The organism is Streptomyces sp. NPDC034037 (assembly GCF_055575715.1).
Genome location: NZ_JBVISC010000009.1, coordinates 77,617 through 91,685 on the forward strand (window position 1 = coordinate 77,617; position 14,069 = coordinate 91,685).

Annotated in this window: 9 protein-coding genes; 7 read left to right on the forward strand and 2 right to left on the reverse strand. The window is 70.7% G+C overall.

What is annotated here, in order from left to right; all coding sequences use genetic code 11:
* Nucleotides 1–26 precede the first annotated feature (26 nt).
* Together ACZ516_RS28415 and ACZ516_RS28420 are read right to left on the reverse strand one after the other, a co-directional pair.
* Complete coding sequence (locus tag ACZ516_RS28415; RefSeq protein WP_361086214.1) at nucleotides 27–1,040, reverse strand: LacI family DNA-binding transcriptional regulator; 1,014 nt, start codon at nucleotides 1,038–1,040, stop codon at nucleotides 27–29.
* 189 nt (nucleotides 1,041–1,229) lie between these two features.
* Nucleotides 1,230–2,198: a phytanoyl-CoA dioxygenase family protein gene (locus tag ACZ516_RS28420; RefSeq protein WP_358913743.1), complete on the reverse strand. Its 969-nt coding sequence runs from the start codon at nucleotides 2,196–2,198 to the stop codon at nucleotides 1,230–1,232.
* Between the two features lie 678 nt (nucleotides 2,199–2,876).
* On the opposite strand from ACZ516_RS28420, the gene ACZ516_RS28425 reads away from it, so the two are divergent.
* From ACZ516_RS28425 to ACZ516_RS28455, 7 genes are all read left to right on the forward strand, one after another.
* A complete protein-coding gene (locus ACZ516_RS28425) occupies nucleotides 2,877–4,121 on the forward strand; it encodes an ABC transporter substrate-binding protein (protein ID WP_469012424.1) in 1,245 nt (414 codons plus the stop codon).
* A 97-nt stretch (nucleotides 4,122–4,218) separates the two neighbouring features.
* Complete coding sequence (locus ACZ516_RS28430; RefSeq protein WP_469012280.1) at nucleotides 4,219–6,123, forward strand: B12-binding domain-containing radical SAM protein; 1,905 nt, start codon at nucleotides 4,219–4,221, stop codon at nucleotides 6,121–6,123.
* Nucleotides 6,116–7,207, forward strand: a complete 1,092-nt coding sequence (locus ACZ516_RS28435; RefSeq protein WP_469012282.1) for a ThiF family adenylyltransferase — start codon at nucleotides 6,116–6,118, stop codon at nucleotides 7,205–7,207. The genes ACZ516_RS28430 and ACZ516_RS28435 overlap by 8 nt, the downstream gene beginning before the upstream one ends.
* Nucleotides 7,204–8,961, forward strand: coding sequence for a carbamoyltransferase family protein (locus tag ACZ516_RS28440; protein ID WP_361086067.1), 1,758 nt, complete (start codon nucleotides 7,204–7,206; stop codon nucleotides 8,959–8,961). The genes ACZ516_RS28435 and ACZ516_RS28440 overlap by 4 nt, the downstream gene beginning before the upstream one ends.
* Nucleotides 8,962–8,980: 19 nt before the next feature.
* Nucleotides 8,981–11,008, forward strand: coding sequence for a hypothetical protein (locus ACZ516_RS28445; protein ID WP_469012285.1), 2,028 nt, complete (start codon nucleotides 8,981–8,983; stop codon nucleotides 11,006–11,008).
* Nucleotides 11,009–11,074: 66 nt separating this feature from the next.
* Nucleotides 11,075–12,373, forward strand: coding sequence for an MFS transporter (locus tag ACZ516_RS28450; protein WP_467494037.1), 1,299 nt, complete (start codon nucleotides 11,075–11,077; stop codon nucleotides 12,371–12,373).
* Nucleotide 12,374: 1 nt separating this feature from the next.
* A complete protein-coding gene (locus ACZ516_RS28455) occupies nucleotides 12,375–14,009 on the forward strand; it encodes an ABC-F family ATP-binding cassette domain-containing protein (RefSeq protein WP_361086058.1) in 1,635 nt (544 codons plus the stop codon).
* The last annotated feature ends 60 nt before the right edge of the window (nucleotides 14,010–14,069 follow it).

Sequence of the window (14,069 nt, forward strand, 5' to 3'; positions counted from 1 at the left end):
GCCGCAGGAGGGTCGGGGTCCGGCGGTCAGGCCCCGGCGGGGGCCGGGCCACTGCTGGCGCGGACGACGAGTTCGGGGGCGAGGAGGAGGACCTCGTCCTCGGTGTCGCCCTCGATCTTGGCGACAAGGCGCTCCACGGCGTGGCGGGCCATCTCCCGGGCCGGGACGGTGACCGAGGACAGCCGGACCGAGGCCTGGAGGGCCACCTGTTCCGGGCAGACGGCGACGACGGAGATGTCCTCGGGGACGGCGCGCCTGTCCTGGCGCAGCAGACCGAGGAGGGGTTCCAGCGCCTGCTCGTTCTGTACGACGAAGCCCGTGACACCGGGGCGTTCGGTGAAGATCTGGCCGAGGGTGCCCGCCATCGTGGCGTACCCGCCCTCGCTGGGCCGGTACAGCACGCCGAGCCCCAGCTCGCGGGCGCGGGTGCGCAGGCCGTCGATGGTCCGCTCGGCGAAGCCGGTCTTGCGCTCGTACACGGCCGGCGCCTCGCCGATCACGGCGATCTGCCGGTGCCCCAGGTCCGCCAGGTGCTGCGCGCACTGGGCCCCGGCTTCGGCGAAGTCAAGGTCGACGCAGGTGAGGCCGGTCGTGTCGGCGGGGAGACCGATGAGCACGGCGGGCCGCCCGCTCTCGCGCAGCAGGGGCACGCGGGCGTCCTCCAGCTCGACGTCCATGAGGATGATGGCGTCGGCGAGACCGCTGCCGACCACCCGCTCCACGGCGGCGGGCCCTTCCTCGCCGGTGAGCATCAGGACGTCGAACCCGTGCTCCCGCGCGTGGGTGGCGACGGCGATGGCGATCTCCATCATCACGGGCACGTACATGTCGGTGCGCAGCGGCATCATCAACGCGAGGATGTTGGACCGGCTGCTCGCCAACGCCCTTGCCCCCGCGTTGGGGTGGTAGCCGAGTTCCTGGATACTGCGCTCCACTCGTTGCTTCGTCACCGCGGAGATGGTCCGCTTGCCGCTGAGGACGTAGCTCACGGTGCTGGCCGAGACTCCGGCATGCTGGGCTACTTCGGCGAGGGTGACCATCGGACTCCAGGTGAAGAAGCGCTTCGACAGCGCATCATGCGACGACAATTGTGGCTGAACCCGCACAATAGTCGGGCCGGATGACACCTGTCCAGAAAGTCATCGAAGCGCTTCGACCGCCGGCGTGAAGCGTGAAGCGGCGGGCCCGGGTGCCGCCCGGGCCGCTCGGGGCCCGGCGTGGGGCCCGTTTCACCCGGACCGGGTAGGTGACGTACCGAGGCCGACCCGAGCGACCGGGTCGCGCCTCTCGGGCGGTGTGCGCACGCCCTCGGCCCAGAGTTCGGGGTGGGCGACCGGGAAGAACCGCGACCGTGCCACGCTCCCGCCGTCGCGCACGTCGTCCGCCTGGAAGCGCAAGGTGGCGGGCACCGGCTCCCACCACGGCTGCGCGCCCAGGAGCCGGTGCATGGCTTCGCCGTCGCGCTCGGCCTTCGAACCGTAGATCATCCGCGCGGGGGCGGGTTGGTGCGCCGACTGCCAGCGGCAGTCCTGCGACAGGCGCAGCCGGTCGCTGCGGTTGGGCAACGCGGCGTGCGAGGTCAGGCAGTGGAACAGCAGCACGTCGCCGATCGAGAACTCGGTGCTCGCCCAGCCTTCGGCCTCGGCCCGCTCGATGTCCAGCACCTGGGCCGGCAGCGGGGCGCCGAGGTGGCTGCCGGGCAGCACGGCGAGTCCTCCGAGCTGCCACGGGATCGGCATCAGGGGGATCCAACTGGTCAGCATGTCCTCGACCACCAGGCCCATGTAGTCCTGGTGCACGTACCGGCCCTGCGGTACCCGGTCGCCCTCGGGGTGGACGGCGCGCAGCACCTTGACGGGATAGGAGAACGCGTCCTCCCCCAGCAGGCTCCGCACGAGCGAGCGCAGGGGCCTGAGGTACGGCAGCCGATTGAGCTCCGCCGAACCCGCGGCGCGCCGATAGGCCAGCTCCCCGACTGTCTCGCGTGCGTCGACCGCCCCCGGTGTGCCGCCGGCGGGGCCTGTCCCGGTGTCGGCCCAGCCGCGGGCCACCAGCACCGCGCGCGCCATGTCCGCGGCCGCGGCGACCGGGGCCGGGGGCAACAGACCGCGAAAGTACAGGTAGCCGTCCGCCGCCAGCCTCGCTCGAAGGGTGTCCGGATCTTCGACGTGAGCGACAGAATCCGCCAGAATCCTCATGCTCCCAAAATACGCCTCCGAGCGCATGGCACACCGGAAGTCATGCCAGGGCGTGGATAAACTTCCGGAATGGAAAAACTTTCGAAAACGATTCAGCCGGAGCTTGTTGCAATCATTGCAAAATCAGGGCATACCGAACAAAAAGGATATGGCGGTATGGCAGAAAGTTAATCCATTGACAGCCCTCGGACGAGGTGGAACGCTCTCGATGGGCAACGGGGTTGCGAGAGTATGCAAACATCTGCACCTTCTCATTACTTGGTGCCGGTGTTCCATGTCTTTTCCACTCCGTCCGCTCACGACCATTCCGCGCGAGAAACGGAGTTCGTAATGGCTGAGGACACCACCGTGGAAGAGACCACCGAGGTGCAGGACCTGTCGGAGGAGCTCGACTTCGATCTGGTCAACCTCAACGAGGAGCTTGTGACCGTCAACCGCTGTTAATCCTCGTGCCGCGACCCCGGTTCCGCCGCGACGGCGCCGGGGTCGCAGTGATGGGCAATGAAATCCATGGAGCAAACGATCACTACGGCCAGAATATCCCTCGACGCCATGCCGCTGCACCGAGATGTTCGTCTTCCTGTGGATTACAGCGGTCGCCTGATAGCGGAATCCGTACTGCGCCGCCTTTTCACCGAGGACGACGTGCCCGCTCAGGGGTGCGCGGTGGGTGCGGAAATGTTGGACGACGGACGCCGCTGGCGTATTGCCCTCGACTCGGACCTTCGATGGTCCGACGGAAATCCTTTACGGGCAGAGGATGTCGTCGAAGCCGCTGACCATGCGCTGACCAGCCGTTCCAACAGCGCGGCGCTTTTCCTCGGCGATACCGCCGCAGGTAATAAGGAGCCCGTGCGGGCTCTGCGCGCCGACACCGTGGAATTCCGCTTCGGCCGACCGGTCGCATTCGCTCCCGCGCTGCTCTCCCTTCCCGCTTTCGCCCCCTTGCGGCGCGGCCCTGACGGAGTAGGCGCCCCCGCTCTCGGCGACTACACCGTCGCCGACTGGGACACGGACGCGGTGGTGTTGGACCGCCGCCCGGAACTCCGGCACGCGGACGCGCTCGACTCGGTCCGGTTCGAGCATGTGCCGTTGGCCGCCGAGGCGGTGCGCCTCTTCCGTTCCGGGGAACTGGATGCCACCTCTCCCACGGGATTCGGCGTCGCCGAGGTGACGGAGCTGACCGCGCACCCCGGCGCGGTGCGACAGCCGGTGGACATCTTCGGCAGTCTCGACCTCGGCCGACGGGCTCCGCGTCCCTGGCTCAGGTCGGCCGCCGCCCGGCGGGGGGTCTCGGCCGTGCTGGACCGCGCCCGTCTGGAGACCGTGACGGCCGGCCTCGCGGAACCCTGGCGGTGGCCGAGCATCGAGGCCCTGGGGGAAGGTGCCCCGGACGCCATCCCCTCCGAAGAAGGCGCTCAACCCGAAGAAGGCGCTCAACGCCCCGCCGGGGAAGCCGGCCCGATCGAGATCGCCTACTCCGCCTTCGACCCGAACGCCGAGATCGCGGAGGAGGTCGCCGCCCAGCTCCGTGCGGCACTCGGGGCCGAGGTCGTCACGCGCCAACTGTCCTTCGACGCATACGTGAAGGCGTCGGCCACCCGGGATTTCTGCCTGTTGTACTCGCTGACCACTCCGGCCTTCTCGCACCCGGCCGGCTCGCTCTCCGACTGGCGGTCCACCGGCCGCGCGGCCCGGCGCTCGGGCCTGGCCGACCCGGTGCTGGATGCCGCCCTGGACGCCGCCGAGAGCTGCCCGGAGCCCGGGGAGGCGGCCCGGCTGTGGGCCCGCGCATCGGACCGCTGGTGCGCGCTCCTGCCGAAGATCCCCCTGGTCCGGGTGCGCGCCTGGTACCTGCGCGGTCGACGCCTCAGCGGACTCACCGTCTCCCGGGCGGGCCTGATGTGCCTGGGGGCCGGCTGATCGGCCGGAGCCCGGGCTGCGGTCCGCCGTATCGCGTGCAACGCAGCACAGCACACCAGTGGAGCTCGCCGTGCGAGCTGGAGTGAAGGGAACATGAGTGACTCCCGAGGACACAGACGTGTGGCTGCTCTTCCCTCCGTTGGTCGAGTCGAACTTCGGCAGCTTCTTCCCCTCGACGGCGGTTCTCGCCGCTTACCTGGAGCAGCAGGGGATCGGCACGGTCCAGACCGATCTGAACGAGGAGTTCGCCCTCTGGCTCCTGCACTCCCGGGAGTCCGATCGGAGCACCGTCGGTCCGCGCCCCGCCCCTGAGTCCTCCGCGGCGGCCGCGGGACGCTGGCTGGCCAGGTCGCGGGACCGGATGGTCGGACCTGACGGCCGTCATCGTTTCGGCCCCGACTCCCCCTATGGCCATGTCCTGCAGCTCATGGCCCAGCAGTACCTCGTCGACCCGGGCGAGGACGTGCTGGAGCGGAGGGAGCCGGCCCTGCGGGCCGCCGTGCCGTACCAGGACTTCTACGACCAGGCGGAGCTGGCCGAGCGGGTCCCGGACGGCGTGGCCCTGTTCGGGGTCTCGGTGCCGATGGGCCCCCAACTCCTGCCGGCCCTGGTGCTGGCCGAGTGCCTCAAACGCCTGCGTCCGGACACTCCCGTCGTCTTCGGCGGTCCGGCGCTGAGTCTGATGCACCCGAGCGAGCTGGAGAGGCTGCTCGCGGCCTGGCCCGCGGTGGACGCCGTCGTCCGCTTCGACGGCGAGTTCCCGCTCCACGAGCTGGCCCTGCAGGCCCGCGACGGCACATGGGACCCCGGCTCTGTCCGCGGCGTCTCCTGCCTGACCCCCGAGGGGGTACGGCACAACGAGCCCGGGGCCGGGCCGGCCGTCAACGCGCTGCCCGCGCCGATGTATCCGCCCGAGGCGCTGGCCAGGCTCGCTGACCCGGTCATCGGTATCACCCAGGCCCGCGGTTGCTACTGGGGCAAGTGCGACTACTGCGACTTCATCGAACTGTACGACGGCAGCCCGCCGTTTCGCGGGCGGCGGCCGGATCGGTTCGTGGCGGAGCTGCGGCATCTCTCCCGGTCCCACGGTGTCTCGCGGTTCAGCTTCATCACCGAGTCCATCCCGCCCGCCTTCGCCCGCCGGGTCTGCACTGCTCTCGTCGAGGAGGAAGTCGGCCTGCGCTGGACCTCCTTCGCCATGGTCGACCGCCGCTTCGACCAGGAGTTGCTGGCGCTGATGGTGGAGTCCGGATGCGAGTTCCTGGTCGTCGGTCTGGAGACCACCATCACCCGCGTCCTGAAACTGGTGCACAAATCCGCCGACCGGGAGGAGAACCTGCGCTTCCTTCGGGACGCCCGGGACGTGGGACTGCCGCTGGTCGTCAACCTCATCCCCGACCTTCCCACCACCACGTACGAGGAGGCGATGACCGCCTTGTCCGACCTGGAGGAATTCGCCGACGGGATGCGGTCCGTGTCGGTGTTCCCCTTCGAGCCCACCCGTTCCTCCAACGTCGGCCGGGCCCCGGAGCAGTTCGGGCTGGACGTCAGCATCCCCTCGACCACCACCGGGCAGGCGCAGTACGCCCTCAACCACCTGGTCAGCAACGACCCGGCCATGACACAGGAGCAGCGCGCCGAGGTACACGCCCGCTACCGCGCGTTCGCCGACCATGTGCACGCGTTGAACAGCCGGGGCCACACCCGTGACGCCGGCCGCGCCTACGCGCCCGACGAGGCGCTGCGGGTGCCGGTGGAGGACCTCGACCTGTTCGAGGCGGAGTCCGGCCTGGTGTGCACCAACATGCGCACGCGCGGACGGGCCGTCGTCCCGGCCCGGGCCGCCCGCCTCCTCCGGCCCTTCCTCGACGGCACCCCTTTCACTCCGCGTACGCTCACCGAGGCCCTCACCGAAGAGGTGGGTAACCGGCTGCTGGCCAACCTCGACCGAGCCGCCATGCTCACCGCCGTCCCCGCATCCGGGCAGGTCACCTGTGGCTGACCTGGTCCGATTGCTCGACACCGTCACCGTCGTCGCCCCGACGGCTCCGGACGAACCCACGCTCGTCGCCCGCGGCCCCCGCATGCTGCGCATCCGCGGCCGGGAGCAGGCTGTGGAGGACGCCCTCGCCCGGCTTCGCGAGGGCGCCGAAGAGCACGTCCTGCGGGGGGACGACGCCGAGCCCTCGGTGCGGCGCCTGCTGACGGCACTGGACGAACTGGGGTGGCTCACCCGCGAGTCGGCCCACGTCCCCTCCGAAGACATCTGGGACCGGCAGGTGGGCTGGTGGTCCACGGTGACCACGGAGCCCACGGCCGCTCAGCGACGACTGGCGGCTGCCGGGGTCGCCGTGCTCGGCGTCGGAGGAGTGGGCGCTCTGGTCGCCCAGCATCTCGTCGCCGGCGGGGTGCGACGGCTGGACCTCGTGGACCACGACACGGTCGCCCCGCACAACCTCAATCGCCAGTACCTGTTCCGCCGCTCCGACGTGGGGCGCCCCAAGGCCGCGGCCGCCGCCGCGTCCCTGTCCGGCTTCGCCGACGACCTCGATCTGCGGCCGGTGCGATGCCGTGTGGAGCGCCCTGCCGACCTCGACGTGCTGAGCCGGCCGCTGGACCTGCTCGTCGTCGCTGCCGACACCCCGCCGGACCTGATGGACACCGTCTGGACCTGGGCCCGCGAGCGCGAGGTGGCGGTGCTGGGCGCGGGCGTCGGCCTGGAGAGCGGCTACTGGGGACCGCTGCTCGACCCCCGCCGCGGGCACTGCTGGTTCTGCTTCGAGGAGGAGCGGCGCTCCCGGCTGACCGCCGACGAATGTCGCCTGGAGACGGAAACCGGCCCCACGCCTTACTCGTTCGGCCCCACCAACGCCCTCATCGCCGACTTGACCGCTCGCGACGCGATGCTCTGGCTGGCCGTGGGCCGATGCGCGAGTCTGGGCCGCCGACAGGTCCTCGAGGTGATCGGGATCCCCCCGGCGGCCGGCCCGACGCCAGGGTCGCGGCACGCCACGGACGGTCCGGCCGCCGAGGACCCGAGCACACCACCGGAAAGCTGTCCGCTACACGCAGGAGGACTCTCGTGATCGTTCTGGGCCTTTCTGCGCTGTACCACGACTCGGCGTGCGCACTGATGGTGGACGGTGAACTGGTCACCGCGGCGCAGGAGGAGCGGTTCACCCGGACCCGTTTCGACTCCGCGATGCCCGTCCGCGCGGTCCGGGCCTGCCTGCGCGAAGCGGGGGTGCGCATCCAGGACATCGACCACGTCGCCTACTACGAGGACCCGGTGCGCAAGCTCGGACGCCAGCTGTGGATGGGGCTTCCCGATCTGCCCACCGCGACCCCCCGGGCGCTGTACCGTCTCGACGCGGAGCGCCCGCTCCATCAGATCCGTGAACTTCTCGGCCACGAAGGTGAGATCACCTGCGTCTCGCACCATGAGGCCCACGCCGCGAGCGCCTTCTACCAGTCCGGGTTCCGCGAGGCGGCGCTGTTCACCGCGGACGCGGTCGGTGAGTGGACCACGACCAGTTACGGCCGCGGCGGAGAACACGGGATCGACCTGTTCGAGGAGGTCTCCTTCCCCCACTCGCTCGGCATCCTCTACAGCGCCCTCACGTCGTTCCTCGGCTTCGCGGTCAACAGTGACGAGTACAAGGTGATGGGGTTGGCGCCCTACGGCACCCCGCGCCGGCTCGACCTGCTGCGCCGACTCGTGACCGATCTGCCGGGCGGGCAGTTCCAGCTGGATCTCACCTACTTCGACGTCAGCGGCGCCTCCCCGATGTACACCCCGGCCCTCGCCGAACTCCTGGGCATGGAGCCGCGGGAGCCCGAGTCCGAGATCTCCGGCCACCACTGCGACCTGGCGGCCGGCGTCCAGGCGCTGCTGGAGGAGCTGCTGCTCGCCAAGCTGACCCACTTGCGGGAGGCCACCGGCAGCGACCAGCTGTGCTACGCCGGCGGGGTCGCCCTCAACTGTGTGGCCAACCGGCGCATCCGTGAGCTGGGCCCGTTCCGCGACATGTTCGTACAGCCCGCCGCGGGTGACGCCGGCGGCGCCATCGGGGCGGCCGCCCTGGTCGGGCACCGCCTCACCGGCACGTACACCCCCCGGCGGGTGCGGGACATGCGGATCGGCCCGCGCCCGCAGACCACCGACCCTCGTGGCTGGCTGGACTCCGCGGGCGTGCCGTACCACGACCACGGAGGGGACGAGGCGGGCCTGCTGGAGCAGGCTGCCGAGTGGCTCGACAGGGGCCTGGTTCTCGGCTGGTACCAGGGGCGCATGGAGTTCGGTCCGCGTGCCCTGGGCGCCCGGTCGATCCTCGCCGACCCGCGCCGCGCGGACATGCGCGACCACATCAACGCCCTGGTGAAGAAGCGGGAAGCGTTCCGCCCGTTCGCCCCCGCCGTCGTCGCCGAGCGGTGCGGCGACTTCTTCGACCTGCCGGTCGCCTCGCCGTTCATGCTCGACACCGCGACGGTCCGGGAACCCGCCGCCCTCCCTGCCATCACCCACGTCGACGGCAGCGCACGGGTGCAGACCGTCGACCGCGCCGACGACGCGCGCTTCCACGGCCTGCTCACCGCGTTCGGCCGGCGCACCGGCTACCCGATCCTGCTCAACACCTCGTTCAACATGCGAGGTGAGCCCATCGTGTGCGGTCCGGCGGACGCGCTCGCGTGCTTCGTCCGGTCGCGGCTCGACGTGCTCGTCCTGGACGACGTCACGGTCCGCTCCGCCGACCTGCCCGACCGCTTCTTCACCGAGGTCGACCGCCAGCAGCCGTTCCGCCGCCCCGCCATCAGCCGCGATGTCTACACCTTCCTCTGAGACAGGCGAGGAGCCGACCATGCCCAAGGACTCCCTGCGACACCGCGCCGACAACCTGGCTCGCCTGCTCGCGGACGGACGAGGCGCCGAAATCCTCGCCGAACTCCAGAAACTCGGCCTGGAGACCGCTGGTGTCAGGTCCACCGCCGCGACCACCTCGACACCCGAGGCCGCTGTGGCCGCATCACCCGACGGCGGGGTGCTGGGCGCCTGGCGGGTGGCGCCCACCCCGGACGGCCCGGCACTGCACCGCCGGGATCTCCCACCGGAAGAACTGCGGAGCTGGGCGGATGTCGAGCACGTCCCGGCCGCCGGCGACGCCACCCGGGTGGTGCTGCTCGGCGAGTCCAGCGCCCGGGGCTTCCTGCTCGATCCGCTCCTCACGCCCGCTGTCGCCCTCCAGCGGCAACTGGACGCCGCCGGCGCTCGCCACCAGGTCGTGGATCTCGCGCACACGGGCGCCGACCTGCGCGATCTGGCACAGACCCTGCACCAGCTCCCGCAGGCGGAACCAGAGGTCATCGTCGTCTACGCCGGGAACAACTGGGTCCGTTCCCGTCATACCCCGGCCCACTTGGACCTGCTGGCCGAAGCGCTGCGCGTCGGCGACTACCTCGCGATGCGCCGCGCCTACCTGGACCGGGTCGTCGCGCCCGGCATCGAACAGCTCCTCGACCGCCTGTCCCGAACGGCCCGGGCGTGTGGCAGTGAAGTGGTCGTCGTCATCCCCGAGTTCAATCTCCGGGACTGGGTCCACGATCCCGAGCTCGAACTGCCCCCGCTGCCGGCGAAGGACCTCCTCACCTGGTCCGAGCTGCGGTCCGAGGCAGAGGCGGCCTTCGACGCGGGGGACGACGAGCGGGTCCTGACCGTCACCGCGGCGATGGCCCGGCTCGACGCCGGCACCAGTCCCGTCACCGGATACCTGCGGGCCCGTGCCGCGGGCCGCGCCGACGACCCGCGAGGTGCGCGTGCCGCCCTGCTCGACGCCCGTGACGCCGTCTGCGGCCTCCTCGCCACCCACACCCCGCGGATCACCTCGGGCGTGCGTACCGCCCTCGTCGAGGGCGCCGCGCGACGCGGCTTTCGCACCGTGGACCTCGCCGAACTGCTGCGCGCGGACGACGGGTTGCCCGACACGGCCCAGTTCCTCGACTACTGCCACCTCAGCTCGACCGGCATCGAGACGACGGCGGCCGCGGTCGCCGACGTCATCGCCGGACACGCCCCGGGGCGCACCGCGCCGCAGGAGACCCTGTCGGCCCCCGACCGCGCGATCGGCGACCTCCTCGCGGCGATCCACAACAGCTACTACGCCCAGCGGTACGACCGAGTCGTGTCGCTGGTCGCCAGCGCCGTCACGGTGCCCGAGGGCCGGATCTTCGCCACGTCCCTGCTCCGACTGCTGGAGAGCACCGGGCCGGTGTGGGCCTCGGCGGCCGTGCCGGAGCTGACCGCCCGCCCGCACGCCGCCCGCTACCTCGCCCCGATGCTGTCCCGGTCCGCCGAGACACTCGGTATGTGGAGCCTTCAGCAGGCGTTGCGCGAGGTGGTCGGCCGCCAGGACACCCTCGTACCGCGGGGCCGCGCCGTCGGCGGCACCGTCGACGTGCTGCGCACAGCGGAGCAGGGCCTGATCGACGGCGCCTTCCAGTCCGTGGACCACCGTCCGGAGCGAGCCTTCTTCCAGGGGTTCGGCCCGGTCACGCACCTCGGATTCCGCGCGGCGGCCGGCACGGCGACCGTGCGCCTGACGTATCGGGTCCCCGCGGCGATCCGCCAAGGTGACCCGGTGGCGGTGGTCGTCAACGGACATCCCCTCGGTGATCTTCCGTCCGTCGCCTCCTGGACCTCCGCCGACCTGTCGGTGGGCCCGGGGGTGCTGCAGGACGGCGTCAACCGCTTCGAGCTGCGATGGCCCTGCGGCGGGGACGACTGGCCGGAACGGCGACTCGCGGACGCGAGCCGGCTGGCTCGCGGCGACTATCCTTTCGTGCGGGCTGTGCAGGGTGAACTCTTCGACCTGACAGTCGAGATGCACGACTGAGGACTACTGCTGGACGGTCGGGGCAGCGTCGGTGGCGTTGCGCACATGAACTCAAAGGAACTATTTATGCGCCGGTCCTCCCTAGCGGGTACGGGCTTCCACCGGATCTGGGCCGGTGAGTCGATTTCCCTGGTGGGAACTCAGATCACTTTCTTCGCTCTGCCCCTGGTGGCCGTGATCTCCCTGGACGCGGACGCCTTCGACATGGGGTTGCTCAACGCCTGTGGCTCGCTGGCCGTGCTCCTGCTCGGGCCGTCGATCGGCGTGTGGGCCGACCGCTGGGAACAACGCGGCACGATGATCGTCGCGAATCTCCTGCGCTGCCTCCTGCTGGCCGCGGTACCGCTCGCCTGGCTCCTGGGCGGACTGAACCTGCCGTTGCTGCTGGTGGTGGCCTTTGGCGCGGGTGCCCTCTCGCTGCTCTTCGACAGCGCGATGGCGTCCTACATTCCGGCGCTCGTCGGCAAGGACCGCCTGATTCCGGCCAACTCCTGGATGCAGAGCAGTGTTTCGGTGGCCGAGACCGCCGGTCCCGGCGTCGCCGGGCTGCTCATCCAGCTGCTCGGCGCGCCCCTGGCCGTGGCCGTGGACGCGCTCAGCTACCTCGCCAGCACCCTCGCGTTGACCGGCGCGCCCCGCAGCGTCAGCAAGACCCACGAGCACGAACATGAAGAGGACAACCACTGGCAGGCGATCCGGCACGGACTGCGGACCGTCCTGCGCGACCGGGTACAGCGTCCGCTGGTTCTCGCCGCGGCCCACTTCAACTTCTTCACGGCCATGTTCTTCGCCCTCTACATCCTGTTCCTGGTTCGCTCGCTCGGCTTCAGTCCCCTCCTGATCGGTCTGCTCAGCGTGGCCAGCGGGGTGGCCGGGCTGGCCGGCGCCGCCATCAGTGCGCGGCTCGCGCATCGCTTCGGCTACGGCCCTGTTCTCGCCGTCGCCTACGCTCTGCCCGGTGGCGCCGCGGTCCTGGTGCCGTTGGCCGGGCAAGTGGGTACGGTGCCCGGCGCCGTCCTCGTCGCCCTGTCCGGAGCCGTGTGGTCGGGGGCGGTGGTGGTCAACCTCATCCTCAGCGAGTCGGTCAAGCAGGCCCTCGTGCCGCACGCCTACCTGGGTCGCGCCACCTCCATCATCAAGTTCGTCAGTTTCGGCGTGGAGCCGATCGGCGCGCTGCTCGCCCCCGGGCTGGTCGCACTGGGTCTCGGCCTCGGCGGCACCATGCTCCTCGCCTCGGTCGGCGTGGGCACCAGCTGCCTGTGGCTCGTCTTCACCGGAGTGCACCGGCTGCGCCAAGTGGCCGCCCCCGCGGAGCCCGACCGGCCCGCCCCCGCCCCGATCACAACCGTCGGTGAGGAACTCTGACATGGCATTCATCGATGTACGCGATGTGAGCTGCACGCTGTCCGACGGCAGGGTGCTCTTCCACGACGTCTCTTTCCGCGTCGGCGAGGGCAGCAAAACCGCCCTCATCGGTGCGAACGGCACCGGTAAGACCACCTTGTTGCGCATGATTGCCGGCGACCTCAAGCCCGCCGAGGGCACCGTCACGAGCGCGGGCGGCCTCGGTGTCATGCGACAGTTCATCGGGTCGGTGCGGGACGAGACGGAGCTCCGCGACCTGCTGTTGGACCTCTCCGCTCCGGACGTCCGCACCGCGGGCCGGGCGGTCGCCCGAGCCGAACTGGCGATGATGGAGCGCGACGACGAACCCACGCAGATGGCGTACGCCCAGGCCCTGGCCGATTGGGGGGACGTCGGCGGCTACGAGGCCGAGACGCTGTGGGACGTGTGCACCACGCAAGCGCTCGGCATCCCTTTCGAACGCTGCCAGTACCGGAAGGTGGCCGAGCTGTCCGGCGGCGAACAGAAGCGCCTGGCACTGGAGGTGCTGCTGCGCGGCCCGCACGGTGTGCTGCTGCTCGACGAGCCGGACAACTACCTCGATGTGCCGGGCAAACGGTGGCTGGAGTCCGAACTGGCGAGCACGTCCAAGACGGTGCTGCTCATCAGTCACGACCGGGAGCTGATCGCCAACACGGCCACCCGTCTGATCACTCTCGAGGCACATGGCGCCTGGGTGCACGGCGGCCCGGACAGCGCCACCACCTGGTCGACGTACCCGGAGGCGCGCCGGGGCCGGCTGGAGCGCATCGCCGAGCTGCACCGACGTTGGGACGAGGAGCACGAACGCCTGCGGCAACTCGTCTTCACCCTGCGCGAGCAGACCAAGTCCAGCCCGGCCATGGCCTCGAAGCTCGCGGCGACCGAGACCCGGCTGGCCCGCTTCGAGAAAGGGCCGCGCCCCCCGGAACTGGTCGTCGAGCAGAAAGTCCGTATGCGGCTTCGTGGCGGCCGCACCGGAGTGCGCGCGCTGATCTGTGAGGGGCTGGAGCTGACCGGCTTGATGAAACCCTTCGACCTGGCCGTGGACTACGGCGAGCGAGTCGCCGTCCTCGGTTCGAACGGATCGGGCAAGTCGCACTTCCTGCGTCTGCTCGCAGGTCAGCAGGTGGACCACACCGGGGTCGTCCGGCTCGGCGCCCGCGTCGTGCCGGGCTGGTTCGCGCAGACGAATGAGCAGCCCGAACTCCTCGGACGTACCTTGGTCGAGTTCCTGCACCGGGGTGAGGGCGGTCGCCAGGGCATGGACCGCGGGTCCGCCATCGGGGCGCTGCGCCAGTACGAGCTGGACGGCGCCGCGGACCAGCGCTTCGAGTCGCTCTCCGGAGGCCAGCAGGCTCGCTTCCAGATTCTGCTGCTGGAGCTCTCGGGCTGCACCTTGCTGCTGCTGGACGAGCCGACCGACAACCTGGACCTGGTGTCCGCGGAGGCGCTGGAAGCGGGCCTGCGCGCATTCGACGGCACCGTTCTGGCCATCACCCACGACCGCTGGTTCGCGCGACAGTTCGACAAGTTCGTGGTGTTCGGGTCCGACGGTCGCCTCTACGAGTCCGCCGAGCCCATGTGGGACGAGGGGCGGGTCGTCAGGCCCCGATGAACCGCGCGTGACACCGCGTCCTCGCTCCCTCCCCCCCGACCTGCCTAGAGGAAGGACCCG